The organism is Arthrobacter sp. NPDC080086, assembly GCF_040702285.1.
Genome location: NZ_JBFBKP010000002.1, coordinates 57449 through 77023 on the forward strand (window position 1 = coordinate 57449; position 19575 = coordinate 77023).

Below are 19575 nucleotides of genomic sequence, written 5' to 3' on the forward strand. Positions count from 1 at the left end.
GTCTGTTAGGCGGTGGCGCCTTCGGCTTCCGTGAGGGTGCCTTCCAGGTCGAGCACCTCTTCAAACTCGACCACGTTGTCGATCTCCGTGCCCATGGCGATGTTGGTCACGCGCTCGAGGATCACTTCCACCATCACCGGCACCGAGAATTCGGCCATCAGCTTGCGAGCCTGTGCGAAGGCCGGTTCGATGTCTTCCGGCTTGAACACGCGGATCGCCTTGCAACCCAGGCCTTCCACCACCTTGACGTGATCGACGCCGTAGCCGTTCAGCTCAGGCGCGTTCACGTTATCAAAGGCGAGCTGGACGCAGTAGTCCATCTCGAAGTTGCGCTGCGCCTGGCGGATCAGGCCCAGGTACGAGTTGTTCACCACCACGTGGATGTACGGCACCTTGAACTGCGCGGCCACCGCCATCTCTTCGATCATGAACTGGAAGTCGTAGTCACCCGAGATGGCTACCACGTCGCTGTTGGGCGATGCCACCTTCACGCCGATTGCGGCGGGAATCGTCCAGCCCAGCGGGCCTGCCTGGCCGCAGTTGATCCAGTGGCGCGGCTGGTTGACCGACAGGAACTGCGCAGCAGCGATCTGCGACAGGCCAATGGTCGACACATAGCGAACGTCACGCGGGAAGTACTGGTTCATCTCGCGATACACGCGCTGCGGCTTGATGGGCACGTTGTCGAAGTCCGAGCGGCGCAGCATCGTGCGCTTGCGCTTCTGCACGTCAGCGTTCCACGACTTGCGGCACGGCAGCTTGCCGGCGGCCTTCAGGTCGCGGGCGACTTCAATAAACTTCTCCAGCGCAGCCTTGGCGTCCGACACAATGCCCAGGTCCGGACCGAACACGCGGCCGATCTGCGTCGGTTCGATATCGACGTGCACGAACTTGCGGCCCTTGGTGTAGACCTCGACGCTGCCGGTGTGGCGGTTGGCCCAACGGTTGCCGATGCCGAACACGAAGTCCGACGCCAGCAGCGTGGCGTTGCCGTAGCGGTGCGACGTTTGCAAGCCAACCATGCCGGCGTTGAGCGGGTGGTCATCGGCCAGCACGCCCCAGCCCATCAAGGTGGGCACCACGGGCACGTTCACCAACTCGGCAAACTCAACCATCAGCTTGGCTGCGTCAGCGTTGATCACGCCACCACCGCACACCAGCAGCGGGCGCTCGGCTGCGCACAGCATCTCGATGGCGCGTTCAGCCTGGGCACGGGTGGCCGCGGGCTTGTAGACCGGCATCGGGCTGTAGGTGTCGATGTCGAATTCGATCTCGGCGACTTGCACGTCGAACGGCAGGTCGATCAGCACCGGGCCCGGGCGGCCCGAGCGCATCAGGTGGAACGCTTGCTGGAACACGCGCGGCACCAGCGCAGGCTCACGCACGGTGACGGCCCACTTGGTGACCGGCTTGGCGATCGACTCAATGTCGACGGCCTGGAAGTCTTCCTTGTACAGGCGCGCGCGCGGAGCCTGGCCGGTGATACACAGAATAGGAATCGAATCTGCCCAGGCCGAGTACAGGCCGGTGATCATGTCGGTGCCCGCCGGGCCCGAGGTGCCGATACACACGCCGATGTTGCCGGGTTCGGCACGCGTGTAGCCCTCGGCCATATGCGAGGCGCCTTCCACGTGGCGGGCCAGCACGTGGTCGATGTTGCCGGCCTTTCGCAGCGCCGAGTACAACGGGTTGATGGCGGCACCGGGCACGCCGAAGGCGGTGGTGATGCCTTCTTTTTCCATCACCGCAACGGCGGCATCGATCGCTCTCATCTTCGGCATGGGGTGTCTCCAGGAAGGGATGGTGGGAATGTGTTGGAGCCGATCCTATTCCCGCATGCCGATACCGATAAACGCAGCTTTCGTCAGTTGATTGCGAACTCCGTGTATTGAATGTTTTTGCGTGGCGCAGCAACGCGCGATCAACGAAACGACTCGGAAGGCCGTCGCAACGCCATGGACAAGTGATTTTGCGCGGCGCACCAATTCGCCTGGTTGCTCGAGCATCGATCACATCACCCCGCGTCATTTCAGTCATTCGTCACAGGTGAGTTGCGCTGGATAGCAGCAATCCGCGTACGCAATGCTTCCTACAATGTCTCGACATTGCGAACCGGAAGGATGGAATGGACAAACTCAAGCAGATCGAGGCGTTCATCGCCGTGGTGGAGCACGGCAGCATGGCCGCCGCCGCGCTCACGCAGGACGTGACGCCCGTCATGATCGGCCGACGCATCAACGCGCTGGAGGCGCGTCTTGGCGTGAAGTTGCTGCACCGGTCCACGCGCCGCATTGCCGTGACAGAGCAGGGCGCGGTGTTCATGGAGCAGTGCAAGAAGGCGCTGGGCGAGCTGGACCGCGCCGAGTTGCTCGTCGCCGAAGGGCGGCACAAGGCGACGGGGCACTTGATCGTGTCCGCGCCGGCCGCGTTTGGCCGCAAGCACGTCGCGCCGCATGCACCGGATTTCCTGCGCGCTAATCCGGACGTGCGCATCTCGTTCAACCTGACCGATCGCGTGGTCGACCTCGTGCGCGAGGGGTACGACCTTGGCATCCGCATTGGCGGGGCGATCGATCCGAACTTCGTGGCGATCCGCCTGGCGTCAAACAAGCGCGTGGTGTGCGGCACGCCTGCGTACTTCGCCAAGCACGGCGTGCCGCGCACGCTGGATGACCTGGCTAAGCACAACTGCCTCGCGTTTAACCTGCAGGGCGGTCAGCAGCGCGGCTGGTATTTCCAGCAGAACGGCAAGGCTGTCACCGTGAAGGTCAACGGCAATCTCGACTGCAACGACGGCGAACTGCTGCACCGCTGGATGGGCGAGGGCCTGGGCCTGGGCTGGCGTTCAACGTGGGAGATTCAGCCCGAGCTGGAATCCGGCGCGCTGATGACGGTGCTCGACGATTACGCGCTGCCCGACTATGACATCCTCGCCGTGTACCCACAGCAGCGGCCGGTGCCGGCAAAGATCCGGTTCTTTATCGAGCACCTCAAGACGGTGTTTGCGCAGCCGGGGTATTGGTCGCGCGTCGGGTGAGCCGGTTTACCGCTTGGTGTCAGGCATCGGGTGGGGCAGCGTGTCCTTGGCCTCGACGAGGGTCAACTCGTAGTCGACCCAGGATTTGGCGAGGCTGCCGGCGCCATCGCCTTGATCACGCAAACGCAGGAAGCGCGCCTTGGCTGCGTCGAACTTGCCCAGGCGGCGCTCCAGCTCGCCAGCCACCAGTTGGAACGTCAGCGCGTTGCCGGGTTTGATATCCGGTTGTGCGAGCAGTGCTTCCAACGCGGCCAGCGTTTCGGCCGCGTATTGTTTGTACTGCGCTTTGCCTTGGGCTTCCCAGGTGGCTTGCAGCAGCGTGTAGGCGACCTCGTCCGCTGGCGTGCCCAGCTTGCGTTGGAGTTGCGCGGCCAGGTAGTAGTTGGTGTGCTTGTCCTTGAGCGCTACGTACTCGGGCGAGTTGACGTAAGGCGTCAGCGTTGCCAGGTCGGCGTCGGAAAGACGCTCGGAGAACATCACAAAGCCGTTCGACGGGCACTTAGGCAAAGGCGCCGGCGCAGCGATTGCGCCGTACGGCCGCAGATCGAGTTCGCGCCCGAACACCGTGCCCGACACCGCCTGCTGGGCTTGAAACACCTCTTTGCCGATGGGGCAGACAAATTCGGCATCCCGCATCGTCATGGCGTTCGCCATGATGGGAAGGGCCAGCACGAGACCGAGAGCAAAGCGCATAGGGAATTCCTGCGTGATGAAAAGGCGCAATTGAAGCACAGCTGGGTGATGGCAATGTGATGGGCCCTGCATGCGCGACCGCCACACCGCAGTCGAGCCGGCCTTAGCGCACCACCACACGCCCCTGCGTCAGATCCCGCAGCGTGTCCCGCGCCTCGGCTTCGTCCGTGACCGGCAGCCGCACCGTCAGCGTGACGCCGGCATCGTAGGCGGCATCGAGCAACGCATAGCCGTGGTCGTCGATCCACCGCCGGATGCGCGCCTCATCGGCGTAGTCGGTGACGAGCGTGAGCGAGGTGCGCGCGATACGCTCCACGCGTTCGGCCTGCATGAGCGCGGTGGCAATGGCATCGGTGTAGGCGCGCACGAGCCCACCCGCGCCGAGCTTCACGCCGCCGAAGTAGCGCACGACCACGCCCAGGGTGCTGTCCAGATCGTGATGGCGCAACACTTCCAGAATCGGCCGGCCGGCCGTGCCAGACGGCTCGCCATCGTCCGACATGCCGGACTGGCCCCCAGCCAGCAGTGCCCAGCAGACGTGCGTGGCCGTCGGGTGCTCGGCGCGCAACTGAGCCACCACGGCCATAGCCGCAGCTCGGTCTTCGACCGGTATGGCCCATCCGATAAAGCGGCTTTTCTTGATATCGAGCTCGGCCGAGACCGGCGCGCGCAGTGTGTACGTCGCCACGCGTGCTCAGGCGAGGAGGGCGGCCACGAGGTCCGTCGCGCGGCCACCCGGCGATTCGAACTTGAGCGAACTCTCCGTGTGCGCCATGTGCTCTTCCATGAGCGCGATGGCGCCTTCCACGTCGCCGCGCTTGGCGGCTTCCAGAAACGCGGTGTGCTCGTCGGAGGAGCGCACCGCATCGTAGGTCGACTGATACAGCATGGTGATGACCGAGCTACGCGCAGACAGCTCGCGCAGCATTTCCTTGAGCACGCTGTTGCCAACCACGTCGGCCATCAGCAGGTGGAAATCGGCCATCAGGCGATTGCGGCGCGGAACGTCGGCGACGTTGCCACTGGCGGCCACCTTATGCTCTTCAGCCAGGTGCTTCTCGAGCCGCGCATAGTCGGCAGGCGTGGCCTTGGCGATGAACTCGCGCGCCAGCGCCACCTCCAGCACGCGGCGCACGGCAAACACCTCGCGCGCCTCGGTCTCGTCCGGCTTGGCTACGAACGCGCCGCGATCCGGCTCCATGCGGATCAGCTTGTCCTTGGCCAGCATCAACAGCGCGGCGCGGATCTTCGTGCGGCTGACGCCGTACACCTTCGCCAGCGCCTCTTCGCGCAGCTTGGTGCCGGGCGGCAAACGGTGCGCGACGATCGCCTGGGCGATGTCGTCGGCAATGCCTTCGGAGGAGATGTCGGCGGCGGTGGTTTCGGTCATGGGGCCAATTTTACCGCCGTCCGACAGGAGGGCCGCTTCAGGCATGCGGCAGCGTGTGGGCGGCCGGTGTCGCCACACCGTGGCCGTGGGCAACCGCTTCGCCTTCTTCGGTGATGTCGATCTTGCCGTCCAGCACCGCGTTGGCACGCACACGGTCGATGTCTTTCTCCCACGCGGCGATGACCACGGTGGCGACGCAGTTGCCGATCAGGTTGCCCAGTGCGCGGGCAATGCCGATGAACCAGTCGACGGAGAGCACCAGCACCAGGCCGATGGCCGGAATGGCGGGAATGACTGACAGCGTGGCCGCCAGGATCACAATGGCCGACCCCGGAATGCCGTGCGCGCCCTTGGAGGTGACCAGCGCCACACCCAGGATCAGCAGCAAATCCTGGAACGCCAGCGGCGTGTTGGTCGCCTGGGCGATGAAGACGGCCGCGAGCGTCAGGTAAATCGAGAATGCATCCAGATTGAACGAGTACCCGGTCGGGATCACCAGACCCACCACCGAGCGCTTGATGCCCATCTTCTCGAGCTTGTTCATGACCGACGGCAGCACCGCATCGGACGAAGCCGTCCCCAACACCACCAGCAACTCAGCACGCAGAAAACGGATCAGCTTGAAGATGTTGAAGCCCGCCAGGCGCAGGATGCCGCCCAGCACCACCACCACGAAGATCGCCACCGCTGCATAGAACAGCAGCACCAGGAAGCCCAGCTGCTTGAGCGAACCTGCGCCGTACTTGCCCACCGTGAAGGCCACCGCGCCCAGCACGCCCAGCGGCGCCAGGCGGATGATCACCGCCATCATGCGGAACAGCACGTGCGAGAGCTGATCGATCAGATTCACCAGCGGCTTGGTGCGCTCACCCAGCAGCGACAGCGAGCAGCCGAACAGGATCGACACCAGCAGCACTTGCAGGATGTCGCCCTTCACAAAGCCGCTGACGAACGTATCCGGAATCAGCTTGAGGAAGAACGCGGCCACGCCGGTCGATTCCACTTGCTTGGCTGTCGTCATGTACGACGCCATGGCGGCCGGGTCGAGCGATTTCGGGTCCACATTCATGCCGTGGCCGGGGCCAAACACGTAGGCCAGCCCGATGCCCAGCGCCAGCGCAATCGTCGTGACGACCTCAAAGTAGATGACGGCCTTGCCGCCCACGCGCCCAACCTTCTTCAGCTCACCCGCACCGCAAATCCCGACCACCACCACCGAGAACACGATCGGCGCAATCAGCATCTTGATCAGCTTCAGAAAGCCGTCGCCGAGCGGCTGCAGTTTCTGCGCAAATTCAGGCGCCCAGATGCCCAGCGCGATGCCCACCGCCAAGGCAATCAAAACCTGCCCGAACAAGGGGCGCGTAAAGCGTTGCATGGTGAATCCTCCTTTGGATTTCAGATGTCATGAGCCTCCTCTCTCGTCTATCGCGATTGTCGGAAAAGCCCTGTCACGCTCGCTGCATCGCATCAAATTGTTGTCGCGAATTGTTGAGCGGTGACGGCATCATAGGCGATACATTTTTTGTATGCAATTCTTGAATTCACGTGCTAGGATGCCCCGCATGCAGTCCTGCAATGCCTTGTGCATGTGCGCTTAAACGCTGCACCTCCGGCCCGCTCCGTTGCGCTGTTCTTGCCCGACGTGGCCCGCCGTATAACATCCACGAGACCGATATCAAGGAGATTCCCATGGCGATGCCCACGCTCGATCCGAACGCCCCAGACTTCACGCGCCGTTACCCGAACCTGGCCGACCCGCGCCTGGGCGCTGAAGCCCTGTTCGCGACCGACGAATTCTTCGCGCCGAAAGACCGCATGCTCAACCCCGAGCCGGCAGTGTTCATCCCGGGCAAGTACGACGACCATGGCAAGTGGATGGACGGCTGGGAAACGCGCCGTCGCCGCAATGGGGGTTACGACTACTGCATCGTCAAGCTGGCCCGCCCGGGCGTTGTGAAGGGTGTGGATATCGACACCAGCCACTTCACCGGCAACTTCCCGCCGGCGGCGTCCATTGAGGCCGCCTATCTGCCGGACGGCGAGCCGACCGATGCCACGCAGTGGACCGAAATCGTTCCGTCGACCACGCTGCAAGGCAACAGCCACGCCTACGTGGCCGTGACCAACACCGGTGCCTACACGCACCTGCGCGTGAACATCTTCCCGGACGGCGGCATCGCACGTCTGCGCGTGTATGGCCAGCCGCAAGTCGACTGGAAGGGCGCAGACCGCACCAAGCTGTTCGACCTGGCCGCCATGGAAAACGGCGCCTACGTGGTCGAAGCCAACAACGAACACTTCGGGCCGGCCTCGCGCATGCTGATGCCGGGCCGCGGTGTGAACATGGGTGACGGCTGGGAAACGCGCCGCCGCCGCGAGCCGGGCAACGACTGGTGCGTGATCGCCCTGGCGCACCCGGGCCGCATCCGCAAGATCGAAGTGGACACCGCACACTTCAAGGGCAACTTTGCCGACCGCGTGTCCATCCAGGCCGCGCGCGTAGTGGGCGGCACCGACAGCTCGCTGAAGACGCAAGCGATGTTCTGGCAGACGCTGCTGCCCGAGCAGAAGCTGCAGATGGATCTGCAGCACTACTACGAAGCCGAAATCGCCGACCTGGGCCTCGTCACGCACGTGCGTTTCAACATGTTCCCGGACGGCGGTGTGTCGCGTCTGCGCCTGTGGGGAGTGCTTGAATGAGTGAAGACACCGCAGTGGCGGCCAATCCCCGCGTGGCGCTGACCATCGAGCCGCTAACGCGCGAAGCCTTCGCCCCGTTTGGCGACGTGATCGAGCTGGAGGGGTGCAAGCAGTTCCCCATCAACCAGGGCACGACCACACGCTTTCATGACCTCGCCAACGTGGATGTGGGCGAGGGCGGGCGAGCGCTGATCAACCTGTTTCGTGGCCAGCCGCGGGCGCTGCCGTTCGAGGTGAAGATGCTGGAGCGCCACCCGCGTGGCAGCCAGGCGTTCATCCCGCTGAACGACAAGCCGTACCTCGTGGTGGTGGCGCCGGCGGGCGAGCTGGATCCGACCAAGCTGCGCGCGTTTGTCTCGCGCGGCTGGCAGGGCGTGAACTACGCGCGCGGCGTGTGGCACCACCCGCTGCTGGCGCTGGGCGAGGTGAGCGATTTCATCGTCGTCGACCGTGGCGGCGAAGGCCATAACTGCGATGAGCAGGACTTGCCCGAATCGGTGTGGCTGACCGAAGCGGCCATGCAAGCAGCCAAGTAACGCGACCCGCATCGTTGCCAATCCTGGGCCCCCGCACAACGGGGGCTCAGTCACTTTCCAATCCCCCTTCCAACCACAACTCGGGAGACATCGACATGACGCAGGCCCAACTCACCAGCCCCGGCACGAAAGCGGACACCCAGGCGGACATCCGCGCGTTTGTCGAGGCCGCGCATCCGCAGCAAATCGCGTTTCTGCGCGAGCTGGTGAAGGTCCCGTCGGACAACCCGTCCGGCGACTGCGCCCCGCACGCCGCGCGCGCCAAGGTGTTGCTGGAAGCGCTGGGTCTGACGGTCGAGGCACACGTCGTGCCGCAAGCGCAGGTGCGCGCTGTCGGCATGATCAGCGCCACCAATCTGATCGTGCGTCACACGTTCGGCAGCGGCGGCCCGACCATCGCCATGAATGCGCACGGCGATGTGGTCCCGCCGGGCCTGGGCTGGACGCACGACCCCTACGGCGGCGAGATCGTCGGCGATGAACATAGCGAACACGGCCCCACCATGTTCGGCCGCGGCGTGGCGGTCTCCAAGTCGGATTTCGCCACGTACACGTGGGCGTTGCTCGCGCTGATCGAGGCTGAGAAGCGTGGTGCCAAGCTCAATGGCACGGTCGAACTGCACTTCACGTACGACGAAGAAACCGGTGGCGACATCGGCCCGAAATGGCTGCTGGATCAGGGCCTGAGCCAGCCGGACTATGCCATCTCGGCCGGGTTTGCGTATGGCATCACCTCGGCACACAACGGCTGCCTGCACGTGCAAGTGACGGTGCGCGGCAAGCAGGCGCACGCCGCCATGCCGCATACCGGCATCGACGCCATCGAGGCCGCCACGCACATCCTGCAAGCGGTGTACGCGTATCGCGCGGAACTGGCGACGCGCACATCTGCTGTGTCGGGCATTGACCATGCGACGCTGAACGTCGGGTTGATCCAGGGCGGTATCAACACCAACGTCGTGCCCGATCTGGTGACGTTCCGCATCGACCGCCGGATGATTCCCGAAGAAGCTGGGCGTGATGCCGAAGGCGAACTGCGCGCCGTGATTGAGCGTGCCGCCGCCGAGCGCCCCGGCATTACCGTGTCCGTCGAGCGCATTCTGCTGGCCGAGCCGCTGGCCGAATTGCCGGGTGTGCAGACGCTGATCGGGGCGCTGCGGCGCCACGCGTTGGACGTGTTTGGCGGCGATGTCCCTGTACATGGTGTACCGCTGTATACCGATGCCCGGCATTACACGGCGAAGGGCGTGCCGACGGTGCTGTACGGCGCGGGCCCGCGCACCTTGATGGAAGCACGCGGCCACAACACCGACGAGAACCTGCGACTGAATGATTTGCGCGGTGCCACGGTGGTGGTGGGTTGTGCGGTGGCGGAGTTGCTCGGCGGCGCTTGATCATCGCCGTTGTGTTTTGGATTGGGCTGGCGTTTGCCGGCCCTTTTGCTTTGGGGTGTCGGGTTCAACCTCGACGAATCCCCTCTTAGCGAGAGGCGAAATCATCCACAACACCAACCCATTAAGATGGCATCCCCAAGCACCCGTCAGCCATCTCGACCATGCAGATCTATCACAACCCCCGCTGCTCCAAATCGCGCACCGCGCTTGAACAGGCCGAGGCCTTTGCGGAAAAGCAGGGCGAATCACTTGAAGTCATCGAGTATCTGAAGACGCCGCCCACGCTGGCTGCATTGAAGACCCTCGCCCAGCAGCTCGACACACCGTTGCGCAGCCTCGTGCGTGAAAACGAAGACGAATACGCGCAACTCAACCTGGCCACCGCCTCGGACGACGCGCTGCTCAAGGCGATTGCCGAACACCCGAAGCTGCTGCAGCGCCCCGTGCTCGTGCGCGATGGCAAGGCCACCATCGGCCGGTCGCCCGAAGCGCTCGACGCGTTCCTGAAGTAACGCAAACGCCCGCGCCCAAAAAGTTGAACGGCCTGCCGATTTCCATCGGACAGGCCGTTCAGGGTTGGCCGTGTCGCCTTGCGCGAGGGCCGGGGCTGCGTCCGTCAAGACGCGCACGGGCTCTGGTTTATTCCAGGCCCATCCATCGGGCCATTTCTGACCCGAATCCAATTGCCAGCAGGGCGGCAAGCACCACTGCCAGCGCCACCGCAGTCGACACCACGGTGACTTTCATCACTTCCGCGTCGTCGCTCTCGCTGCTGTGCGGACGATGCAACTGCGCGCGCATGCTCAGCGGAACAGCCTTCGCGGACGATTTGCGATGCCAATGCAAGCGCTCCGTCATCGCTCGCAAGTGTTGCGTATCAAACGCGTCACGGGAAAAGCGCATCGCAGGACCTCCCGTCGTTGCCTAGCGGATAGCCGACGCCGGCACGCACCGGCGTCGGGGGTACGTGCGGCCCGAAAACGATACGGCAAGCAAATGGCGTATGCGAGTGGCTTTGCTTGTCGGCGCCGGGTGGCGCAGTCGTCTGGTCGCCTCGCACAAGCCCAGCGTAGACGCGGGTTTGCAGTGCCGCAAGTTGCGTTGCGTCATGGTGCGCGGATCACGCGGGCAAGACGCAAACGGTGTGCGGCTCTTCGCAAAATGCGTGATGCCTTCGACGCCCCACCAGACGTCCAATCCGGCGTTCAATCCTGAGCGGTTTGGTCGGACACTTGTGCGGCGCGCGCGGCGGCCTGTTGCGCTTCGCGCTCAGTTGCCCGTTTATGCAACTCGGCGAGCATGTTGCAGAAGAGGGCGCCTTGCTCCTTCGCATCATCGAGGGCGATGTGCGTGTGGGGCAGCGGGTCATGCCACTGCGCAGGGAAGGCCGCCTTGACGTTGCGTCGATATGGCAAGCCCGTGAGCGCAAAGGCCAGCGTCTTGATGTCGAGCGCCGCCCACCCAAACGGCGAGCGCCCGGCAAAACGCATCATGTACCAGAACATGAACGTGAAATCGAAGCCCGCCGGAAACGCCACGAACACCGGCTTGCCAGGTAGGCTCTCGACCCACTCCACGTAGCGCGGCAATGCCGCCTCGGGCGCTTCCAGGTTGCTGCGGCACGCGGCCCAGGCCTCAGGCTGGGTTTGCCACCATTGCATCTGGATCGGGTGGCCTTCTGCGCCGGGCAGCGTTTCCAGGTTCGCTTCAAAGGTGCCGATGAGGGTCTTGTCCGCCAGATACGCCGCGCTCGCAAAGCTCAGCATCGAATGCGGGCCAGGGATGGGGCCATCGGCTTCGACGTCGGTGCTGACGTAGATCTCGGGCCGTGTGTCGGGCGGCTGGTTACCGCGTTTGCGGCGGGGCTTGTCAGCCGGTGCAGCGGGCGCGGTGTCGGCGAACGTGTCGTCGCTGCCGCTCGTATCGCTGGGGGTGGCGGTGTCGCTCATGATGTGCCTTCGTTGGCGAACAGACGATCGGCAACGTACGGGTTGGTCGCGCGCTCATCGCCGAAGGTGGACACCGGGCCATGCCCCGGCACAAACGTGACATCGTCGCCGAGCGGCCACAGCTTGGTGCGGATCGCGTGGATCAAGTCCGCATGGTTGCCGCGCGGAAAATCCGTGCGACCAATCGAGCCCGCAAAGAGCACATCGCCGACGATCGCCACGCGGTCTTCCGCGCCGAAGAAGACGACGTGGCCGGGCGTGTGGCCGGGGCAATGAAAGACCTGCAGCGTGCGGCCCGCGGCTTGCACGGTATCGCCGTCTTCCAGCCAACGGTCGGGCACGAAAGCCTTGGCCGGCGGAAAGCCGAAGCGCTGGCTTTGCGTCGGCAGTTGATCGATCCAGAACGCTTCATCCTTCTGCGGCCCTTCGATGGGCACACCGAGCTGTGTGCGCAGCGCATCGGCAGCGGCGCAGTGGTCGATATGGCCATGCGTGAGCAGGATTTTTTCGATGCGCGCGCCGTGTTGCTGGGCAGCCGCCAGGATGCGATCGATATCGCCGCCCGGGTCGGTGACGGCAGCCGCGCCATCGTCGCCGATCAGCAGCGTGCAGTTCTGTTCAAACGGCGTAACGGGAATGACGACGACTTTCATGTGATGTTTCGCGCATGTATCGCGTAAGAGAGGATGGGCAATTGTATCGGCCCAAGCCCGCGCCAGCATTGGGCTGGCGGCGTTCGCTGTTACACCGGAAAGAAAATATTACAAAAATGACGCCAGATGCCCGCATGATGCGGTCGTTTTAATAGGAAATGTAAATAGTCGGTGGAATCTTGCGTGGTAGACTCGCGCCCATGCCAAAGTTGACCCACCCGTTCTCCCGCCTGCCGGCTGGCCGCTCCGTGCGTGCCTGGCTGACGCACGGCGCCGCGCTGCTGGTGCTGGCGGGCTGTGCCGCCGTGCCCGGCGAGCCGCCCACGGCTGGGCAAGCTGGCCAGCAAGCCAACAAGGCCGCTGCACCCACCGCCAAACTGGCCGACCCGCGCGACAACCCCGATGCCTGGGGCACGCTGTCGTTCCGCGGTGTGCCGGAATCGAGCGGCCTGAAGCTCGAAGATGCCAACACCGAGCCCGGCCTGCGCGCCGATCTCGGTACGTTCGAGCAGCGCGGCGTCGCCTCGTGGTACGGCCGTGGCTTCCATGGCCGCCGCACGGCCAGCGGCGAGCGCTTCGATATGAATGCCTTCACGGTGGCGCACCCGTCGCTGCCGCTGCAAAGCTGGGTGCTGGTGCGCAACCTGTCCAACGACCGCGTGGTCGTCGCCAAGGTGACGGATCGCGGCCCGTACCACGGCAAGCGCATCCTGGATATGTCGTATGCCGCGGCTAAGCGGTTGGACTTCGTCAAGCGTGGCTCCACGCAGGTAGAGATCCGCCGACTGTCGCGCGCGGAAGTCGAAGCCCTGCGCCCGGAACTCACGCAAACGGATCTCGCCAGCAATGATGGCGACGCCGATGTGGGCGCCGACGAACCGGCGCCGATCAAGAAAAAGGCCGTCAAGCGTCGCGCCAAAGCCCGTCGCTAATCCTTCCCTTCGTTTTTCAGTGCCAGCGCGCTTTGATACAGCGCGTCCACCGATGCCCCCGTAATCGCCCCGGCCAGTTTGGCCGCGCGCTTGGCAGGCAACTCGGCCAATAGCAGGCGCAACACCTGATCCGCCGCCATGGCCGTCGGCGCCGCATCCTGCGTGCCTGCGCCTTCCACCACCAGCACGAATTCGCCTTTGGCGTGGGTGGCATCGGCAGCCAGCCACGCTGGCGCCTCGGCGGCCGGCAACAAGACGATCTGCTCGAACAGCTTGGTCAGCTCGCGGCCGATCAGGATGCGCCGGGCTGGCAGGTGCTCGGCCAGCGCGGCCAATGTGGCATCAATGCGATGCGGCGCTTCGTACAGCACCCATGCTGGCCCCTGCGCGGCCCATTGGCGGATGGCCGTATCGCGCGCGCCCGCTTTGGTGGGCAGAAAGCCGACAAAGGTGAATTGCCCATCCGATGTCGCAAGCAGCTCGCCCGCGGCGGAGAGCGCTGTCACCACCGCGCTCGCGCCCGGCAGCGGGATCACGCGATAGCCCGCCGCACGCACGGCCTCGACAATGCGCGCACCCGGGTCCGACACACCCGGCGTGCCGGCATCGGACACATAGGCGATGCGCTCGCCCTGCGCCAGACGCGCAACGATGCGCTCGGCGGCCTCGCGCTCGTTGTGCTCATGCGCGGCCAGCATCGGCCGAGACAGGCCCAGGCGATTGAGCAACTGCCCGGTGTTGCGTGTGTCTTCGCAAGCCACGGCGTCGACCAGGCCAAGCACGTGGCGCGCACGCAGGGACACGTCGGCGGCGTTCCCGATGGGGGTGGCCACCACATATAATGCGCCGGCGGGATAGTGCTGGTCGTGCGCCAGCAGGGTCCAGTCAGGATCACTCACGAGAACTTCTCTTAGTCAGTCGGTTCAAACCGCCAATGCACGCGCCGCAGCCCGTACCTCCCCAGCCCACCACCACCGCTGCCACTGGCGAGGCCGGTGAAGACCGCGCGCTGCGTTATCTGCAGGCACGGGGGTTGGGTCTGGTCAGCCGCAATTATCGCTGCAAGGGCGGCGAGATTGACCTCGTGATGCGCGATACCGCCGGCGTGCTGGTGTTTATTGAGGTGCGTGCCCGCGTGGCGCGCTCCACGCAACGCTTCGGTGGCGCCGCCGCCAGCGTCACGCCCGCCAAGCAGCGCCGCCTGATTGCCGCGGCCGAAGATTTTCTCGCACGGCAGGCTGACGATGTGCCTGCCTGCCGTTTTGACGTCATTGCCATCGACGGCAACCGCATCGAATGGATGCGCGATGCCTTCGGTGTCGAAGCATGAACCTGGCATGAGCGCGGCATGAACCTCGCGCTTCTTCGCTCTCTCTCTTCCGGACTTCTTTCAAGGACAGCATGAAACTCTCGTCGCCACCGTCTGCCCGCCTCCATCACACGATCAAGCGCACCGTTGTGCTGGCCGCCCTGGCTGGCATCACCGCCACGCAGTTGACCGCGTGCTTCCCGCTGTTTGCCGGTGCTGTGGCTGGCGGCGTGGCACTGGCCACCGACCGTCGCCCGACCGCCACGCAGACCATCGACCGCGGCTTGCAGATGGAAGCCGAAAACACGCTGATCTCGCGCTACGACGGTCGCGCGCACGTCAACGTCACCGTCTACAACCGCAAGGTGCTGCTGACCGGCGAGGCCGGTACCGAGCAGACCAAGCAGGAGATCGGCCAGTACGCGCAAAAACTGCAGAACGCGCGTGAGGTCGTCAACGAGATCGTGGTGACCCCGATGTCCAGCACATTCGGCTCGCGCACCAACGATACCTACATCACCACCAAGGTGAAGAGCGTGCTGGCCGGCACGGAGGGCGTGCCCTGGAACTCCATCAAGGTCACGACCGAAGCGCAAACCGTCTTCCTGATGGGCGTGGTGACCGAGGCCGAAGGCAACAAGGCCACCGAAGCCGTGCGTACGGTGGGCGGCGTGAACAAGGTGGTGAAGGTGTTCGACTACGTGAGCGAAGACGAGCGCAAGCGCCTGGACACCAACGCCACGTCGACCAATCCGTCAACCAACGCGTCGACAGCGCCCGATGCCTCGCAAGGCACGCCGGCGCCGGTGCAAGGTACGCCGACAGCCACGCAGGCACCGGCCCCCGTGACCTCGGCATCGCCGGGTGTGACAGTATCGCCAACAACCTTGCCGACCACCTCGCCGGCGCTGCCGCCGGGCAAGCAACTGCCCTGAGCCACCGCCACAGCAACGCAAAACGCAGCCACCGCGCTGCGTTTTTTGTTGGCCGCGCGCATCACACAGGCACATGGCAAGCGGTGCGTGCTAGCGTATGACGCTCGCCCGACTCCGCAGCCCCCAATGCCTGTCGTCCACCGTCTTGCCGCCGCAGCCTTGCTTGCGGCGCTGCCTCTGGCCTACTCGGCCCACGCGGCCCATGCCGCCGATCGTCCGCCTTCCAATCTGCAGGCCCGCACGTGGGCGGCGTCGTGTGCCAGTTGCCATCACGCCGATACCGCACCGGCTGCCAAGCGCACCGCGCAGACGTTGCCCTCGCTCGAGGGCCGCTCGCAGGCAGAGCTGATCGACACGATGCAAGCCTTCCGCAACGGCACGCGCCCCTCCACGGTGATGGGGCAGATCGCGCGCGGCTACGACGACGCGCAGATCGCCGCCATTGCCGGCTGGCTGTCGCGCCAACCGCAGGAGGCGCCATGACCGCATCCACGTTCATCCAAGAGCGGCGCACGATGCTGCGCGCGCTGGGCGCCACCGCGCTGGTGGGCCCGCTGTCTGCATGCGCATCGCTATCCGGCGTGCGCAATGCGCGTGTGGTGGTGGTCGGCGGCGGTTATGGTGGGGCGACCGCGGCGAAGTACGTGCGGGTGTTTTCCGGCGGCCGTGTCGACGTGACGCTGGTGGAGCCAAACGCGGCCTTCGTCTCGTGCCCGCTGTCGAATCTTGTGCTGTCGGGCGACCGTGACATGGCGTCGATCACCGTGCCGTACGACGCGCTGATCGAACGCCACGGCGTGCGCTGGGTGCGCGACCGCGCCTCGGCCATCGACATTGACGCCAAGCAGGTGCGACTGGCCGGTGGCGGCACGCTTGAGTACGACCGGCTCATCCTCTCGCCCGGCATTGATTTCGTGCCCGGCGCAATTCCCGGTCTCGCCAGTGCGGCCACCGCCGCGCAGGTGCCGCACGCCTGGAAGGCCGGTACGCAGACGCTCGCGCTGCGCCATCGGCTCGAAGCCATGCCCAATGGCGGCACGGTGGCGATCAGCATTCCGCTGGCGCCGTACCGCTGCCCGCCCGCACCGTATGAGCGCGCGTGCCTGATTGCCCACTGGCTGCAGCGCGCCAAGCCGGATGCACGCGTGCTGATCCTCGATGCAAATGACGACGTAACGTCCAAGGGCGCGCTGTTCAAGCGCGTGTGGGCGGAACGTTATCCACAGCACATCGAATATCGCCCGCAATACAACGCCGTCGATATCGACGCCACCGGCCGCGTGCTCAAGTTCGACGTGCAGGACGACGTGCAGGCCGATGTGGTCAACCTGATCCCGCCGCAGCGCGCCGGGGCCATTGCCGTGCAGGCCGGGCTGGCGACGGCCAACGGACGCTGGTGCGAGGTGGATTTCCTGTCATTCGAATCGAAGGTAGCACTGGGCGTGCATGTGATCGGCGATGCCATCCAGACCGCACCGCTGATGCCGAAATCCGGCCACATGGCCAATCAGCATGGCAAGGTGGCCGCCGCCGCCGTGGTGACGATGCTGGCCGGCCACGCGCCCGACGCATCGCCGCTGTACGCCAACACCTGCTACAGCTTCACCACGCCCGACGAGGCGATGCACGTGGCGACCGTCCACCGTTACGACGCGGCCGAGCACACCATGGTGACCGTGCCGGGCGCCGGTGGGCTCTCCGATGCACCTTCCGCCGCCGAGGGCAAGCTGGCACAGGGCTGGAGCCGAGCGATCTGGTCAGACATGCTCGGCTAGGCGTCGTGGACCGGGTGGCACAAACAATGCGCAAGATTGTGCAAGTCGTGCGGCCCGCACGCGCCTAGAGTGCATCACAAGGCTGCGCGGGCGGCCGTCTGACTTTGCCAATCATCATGTCTCCCAAGGATCTGCTGCTGGCCCTGCTCGTTGTGCTGGTGTGGGGCGTCAACTTCGTCGTCATCAAGGTGGGCCTGCATGGCGTGCCGCCCATGCTGCTGGGTGCGCTGCGCTTTGCGCTCGTGGCGTTTCCGGCGGTGCTGTTCGTGCCGCGCCCCAAGATTCCGCTCAAGTGGCTGCTGGCTTACGGCGCCACGATCAGCTTCGGGCAGTTCGCGTTCCTGTTCTCGGCCATGTACGTGGGCATGCCGGCAGGGCTGGCCTCGCTGGTGCTGCAGTCGCAGGCGTTCTTTACGCTGGCGATCGCGGCGGTGGCGCTGCGCGAGCCGATCCGCTGGTTTCACCTGGCGGGCATGGCGGTGGCGGCCTGCGGGCTGGGCATCATCGGCATGGCCGGCAATGCTTCGGCCACGGGCATGACTACGGCCGGCTTCCTGCTCACGCTGTGCGCGGCACTCTCGTGGGCCAGCGGCAACATCGTCACCAAACGCGTGGGGCCGGTGAACGTGGTGAGCCTCGTGGTGTGGGGCGCGGTCGTCCCGCCCGTGCCGTTCCTGCTGCTGTCGCTCTGGCTGGAGGGGCCGGAGCAGATCGCGCATAGCCTGGCGAACATCAGCGCGTCGAGCATCGGGGCGATCGTCTATCTGTCGTTTGGCGCCACCATTTTCGGCTACAGCCTGTGGAGCAAGTTGCTGGCGCGCTATGCGGCCAGCCGGGTGGCGCCGCTGTCGCTGCTGGTTCCGGTAGTGGGGCTGGTGTCGGCCGCCGTGCTGTTGGGCGAGCGACTGGCGCCGGCGCAGTGGCTGGGCGGCGCCGTGGTGATGGGTGGCTTGCTGCTGAACGTATTCGGCGGCCGACTGGCGGCGCGGCGCGCGATGGCCTGAGTCAACGTGCCAGCGTTGGACCTAAAAGGTCCAGCGACGCCCGTCAAAGGGTCAACGTTGAACCTAAAACCTCCGGCGTTGAACCTAAAACACGCAACGATGACCCTCGCAGGGTTCGCGCATGCCCCAAATAGGGGCATCGCTGCTGAAAAAAGCATCAACGGCGGAGCAAAAAGATGCGCCAGTGAGCCTCTCGAGGCCCAACGCTGCTGCTTTTTTATGCAGCGATGCCGCTTTTTTATGCGCCGCCGAAGGTCAAAAGCCCCGACGTTGATGCTTTGTGCCTCAACGCCGGGGCTTTTTGCTCCGCGCGTGGCTGTCTGACCCGCGCGGGCGAGCCTCAGCGAAGCGCTTCGGGCACAATATCGGCGCAAGCGGCCCGCAACGACATGCGGGCCGCCCTTTTTCCGGAGACCCCATGAAGTTCGCCCCCACGCTCGCCGCCGGCGCGGTGTTGGCCGGCCTGGCGCTGTCCGCCACGCCTGCGCTGGCAGCCGTTGATGCCGCCCGCGCGCAATCCCTCGCCAACCAGAACGCCTGCATGGGCTGTCACGCCGTCGACCGCAAGCTCGTCGGCCCGGCGTACCAGGATGTCGCCGCCAAGTACAAGGGCGATGCCGGCGCCGAAGCCAAGCTCATCAAGAAAGTGCGCGAAGGCGGCATGGGCAACTGGGGCCAGATCCCGATGCCCGCCAACCCCAAGATTGCCGATGCGGACCTGAAAACCGTGATCGACTGGGTGCTCGCGGGCGCCCCGGCCAAGTGAGGGCAGGGCGATGAACGATGCAATCAACCTGACTGGCGTGACGCGTCGGGACGTGCTGCGCGCGGGCGCCATGATGGCGCTGCTGGTGTCCGCCGGCATTGCCACGCCGGCGCAGGCTGCGGAGTGGAACAAGGCCGCGTTCTCCGTCAAGGGTGTGAACGAGGTGCTCAAGCAACTGGGCGGTGGCGCTGTGGATAAGGCTGGTGCGGGCGTGCACCTGACCGCCCCGGACATCGCCGAAAACGGCGCCGTGGTGCCGCTGGTGGTGACCAGCACGCTGCCGGGCACCGACATGATCGCCATCCTGGTGGAAAAGAACCCGAACACGCTGGCCGCCACGTTCGGCATTCCCGCCGGCACCGAGCCGTTCGTGAGCACACGCGTGAAGATGGGCGAGACCTCGGTGGTCTACGCCGCGGTGCGCGCCAACGGCAAGTGGGTGCTGGCGAGCAAGGAAGTGAAAGTCACGCTCGGCGGCTGCGGCGGCTGAACATCAGGA

General features: G+C 65.2%; 22 protein-coding genes. 13 read left to right on the forward strand and 9 right to left on the reverse strand.

Features of this window, described 5'->3' with window-relative positions; genetic code table 11:
• Nucleotides 1-5 precede the first annotated feature (5 nt).
• Nucleotides 6-1781 carry a glyoxylate carboligase gene (gcl, locus tag AB0305_RS01400; protein WP_366170754.1) on the reverse strand — a complete coding sequence of 592 codons (1776 nt, stop codon included), beginning with the start codon at nt 1779-1781 and terminating at the stop codon, nt 6-8.
• Between the two features lie 344 nt (nt 1782-2125).
• Here gcl and AB0305_RS01405 point away from each other — a divergent pair, with 344 nt between their 5' ends.
• Entirely contained in the window at nt 2126-3037 is a 912-nt protein-coding gene (locus tag AB0305_RS01405; RefSeq protein WP_366170756.1) for a LysR family transcriptional regulator, read from the forward strand.
• A 6-nt stretch (nt 3038-3043) separates the two neighbouring features.
• Here the strand turns inward: AB0305_RS01405 and AB0305_RS01410 are convergent, their stop codons facing one another.
• The 4 genes from AB0305_RS01410 to AB0305_RS01425 form a co-directional block, all read right to left on the reverse strand.
• The gene (locus AB0305_RS01410; RefSeq protein ID WP_366170758.1) at nt 3044-3730 is read right to left on the reverse strand and encodes a hypothetical protein; all 687 of its coding nucleotides are present in this window, start codon (nt 3728-3730) and stop codon (nt 3044-3046) included.
• Nucleotides 3731-3833: 103 nt separating this feature from the next.
• Nucleotides 3834-4418, reverse strand: coding sequence for a YigZ family protein (locus AB0305_RS01415; protein WP_366170760.1), 585 nt, complete (start codon nt 4416-4418; stop codon nt 3834-3836).
• A gap of 6 nt (nt 4419-4424) precedes the next feature.
• On the reverse strand, nt 4425-5120 hold the full coding sequence (locus AB0305_RS01420; RefSeq protein ID WP_366170762.1) for a GntR family transcriptional regulator: 696 nt from the start codon (nt 5118-5120) through the stop codon (nt 4425-4427).
• 37 nt (nt 5121-5157) lie between these two features.
• Nucleotides 5158-6498 carry a C4-dicarboxylate transporter DctA gene (locus tag AB0305_RS01425; protein WP_366170764.1) on the reverse strand — a complete coding sequence of 447 codons (1341 nt, stop codon included), beginning with the start codon at nt 6496-6498 and terminating at the stop codon, nt 5158-5160.
• A 314-nt stretch (nt 6499-6812) separates the two neighbouring features.
• Here AB0305_RS01425 and alc point away from each other — a divergent pair, with 314 nt between their 5' ends.
• From alc to arsC, 4 genes are all read left to right on the forward strand, one after another.
• Complete coding sequence (gene alc, locus AB0305_RS01430; RefSeq protein ID WP_366170766.1) at nt 6813-7823, forward strand: allantoicase; 1011 nt, start codon at nt 6813-6815, stop codon at nt 7821-7823.
• Nucleotides 7820-8359: an ureidoglycolate lyase gene (locus AB0305_RS01435; protein WP_366170768.1), complete on the forward strand. Its 540-nt coding sequence runs from the start codon at nt 7820-7822 to the stop codon at nt 8357-8359. Before alc ends, AB0305_RS01435 begins: the two co-directional genes overlap by 4 nt.
• A 95-nt stretch (nt 8360-8454) precedes the next feature.
• Nucleotides 8455-9753, forward strand: a complete 1299-nt coding sequence (locus AB0305_RS01440) for a M20/M25/M40 family metallo-hydrolase (protein ID WP_366170770.1) — start codon at nt 8455-8457, stop codon at nt 9751-9753.
• 161 nt (nt 9754-9914) lie between these two features.
• Nucleotides 9915-10265, forward strand: coding sequence for an arsenate reductase (glutaredoxin) (gene arsC / locus AB0305_RS01445; protein WP_366170772.1), 351 nt, complete (start codon nt 9915-9917; stop codon nt 10263-10265).
• A gap of 127 nt (nt 10266-10392) precedes the next feature.
• On the opposite strand, the gene AB0305_RS01450 is transcribed toward arsC, so the two are convergent.
• The 3 genes from AB0305_RS01450 to AB0305_RS01460 form a co-directional block, all read right to left on the reverse strand.
• Nucleotides 10393-10611: a hypothetical protein gene (locus AB0305_RS01450; protein WP_366170774.1), complete on the reverse strand. Its 219-nt coding sequence runs from the start codon at nt 10609-10611 to the stop codon at nt 10393-10395.
• A gap of 347 nt (nt 10612-10958) precedes the next feature.
• On the reverse strand, nt 10959-11702 hold the full coding sequence (locus tag AB0305_RS01455; RefSeq protein ID WP_366170776.1) for a hypothetical protein: 744 nt from the start codon (nt 11700-11702) through the stop codon (nt 10959-10961).
• Nucleotides 11699-12355: an MBL fold metallo-hydrolase gene (locus AB0305_RS01460; RefSeq protein WP_366170778.1), complete on the reverse strand. Its 657-nt coding sequence runs from the start codon at nt 12353-12355 to the stop codon at nt 11699-11701. The genes AB0305_RS01455 and AB0305_RS01460 overlap by 4 nt, the downstream gene beginning before the upstream one ends.
• Before the next feature lie 200 nt (nt 12356-12555).
• Here AB0305_RS01460 and AB0305_RS01465 point away from each other — a divergent pair, with 200 nt between their 5' ends.
• Nucleotides 12556-13287, forward strand: coding sequence for a septal ring lytic transglycosylase RlpA family protein (locus AB0305_RS01465; RefSeq protein ID WP_366170780.1), 732 nt, complete (start codon nt 12556-12558; stop codon nt 13285-13287).
• On the opposite strand, the gene rsmI is transcribed toward AB0305_RS01465, so the two are convergent.
• On the reverse strand, nt 13284-14186 hold the full coding sequence (gene rsmI, locus AB0305_RS01470) for a 16S rRNA (cytidine(1402)-2'-O)-methyltransferase (RefSeq protein WP_366170782.1): 903 nt from the start codon (nt 14184-14186) through the stop codon (nt 13284-13286). The two genes, AB0305_RS01465 and rsmI, sit on opposite strands and share 4 nt — an antisense overlap.
• A gap of 35 nt (nt 14187-14221) precedes the next feature.
• On the opposite strand from rsmI, the gene AB0305_RS01475 reads away from it, so the two are divergent.
• The 7 genes from AB0305_RS01475 (at nt 14222) to soxY (ending at nt 19566) form a co-directional block, all read left to right on the forward strand.
• On the forward strand, nt 14222-14617 hold the full coding sequence (locus AB0305_RS01475) for a YraN family protein (RefSeq protein WP_366170784.1): 396 nt from the start codon (nt 14222-14224) through the stop codon (nt 14615-14617).
• 71 nt (nt 14618-14688) lie between these two features.
• A complete protein-coding gene (locus tag AB0305_RS01480) occupies nt 14689-15531 on the forward strand; it encodes a BON domain-containing protein (protein ID WP_366170786.1) in 843 nt (280 codons plus the stop codon).
• A gap of 126 nt (nt 15532-15657) precedes the next feature.
• On the forward strand, nt 15658-16014 hold the full coding sequence (locus AB0305_RS01485; protein ID WP_366170788.1) for a c-type cytochrome: 357 nt from the start codon (nt 15658-15660) through the stop codon (nt 16012-16014).
• The gene (locus AB0305_RS01490; RefSeq protein WP_366170790.1) at nt 16011-17306 is read left to right on the forward strand and encodes an NAD(P)/FAD-dependent oxidoreductase; all 1296 of its coding nucleotides are present in this window, start codon (nt 16011-16013) and stop codon (nt 17304-17306) included. Before AB0305_RS01485 ends, AB0305_RS01490 begins: the two co-directional genes overlap by 4 nt.
• A gap of 116 nt (nt 17307-17422) precedes the next feature.
• A complete protein-coding gene (locus AB0305_RS01495) occupies nt 17423-18310 on the forward strand; it encodes an EamA family transporter (protein WP_366170792.1) in 888 nt (295 codons plus the stop codon).
• A 418-nt stretch (nt 18311-18728) separates the two neighbouring features.
• On the forward strand, nt 18729-19076 hold the full coding sequence (locus AB0305_RS01500) for a c-type cytochrome (protein WP_366170794.1): 348 nt from the start codon (nt 18729-18731) through the stop codon (nt 19074-19076).
• A 10-nt stretch (nt 19077-19086) separates the two neighbouring features.
• Complete coding sequence (soxY, locus tag AB0305_RS01505; RefSeq protein WP_366170796.1) at nt 19087-19566, forward strand: thiosulfate oxidation carrier protein SoxY; 480 nt, start codon at nt 19087-19089, stop codon at nt 19564-19566.
• Nucleotides 19567-19575: the final 9 nt, after the last annotated feature.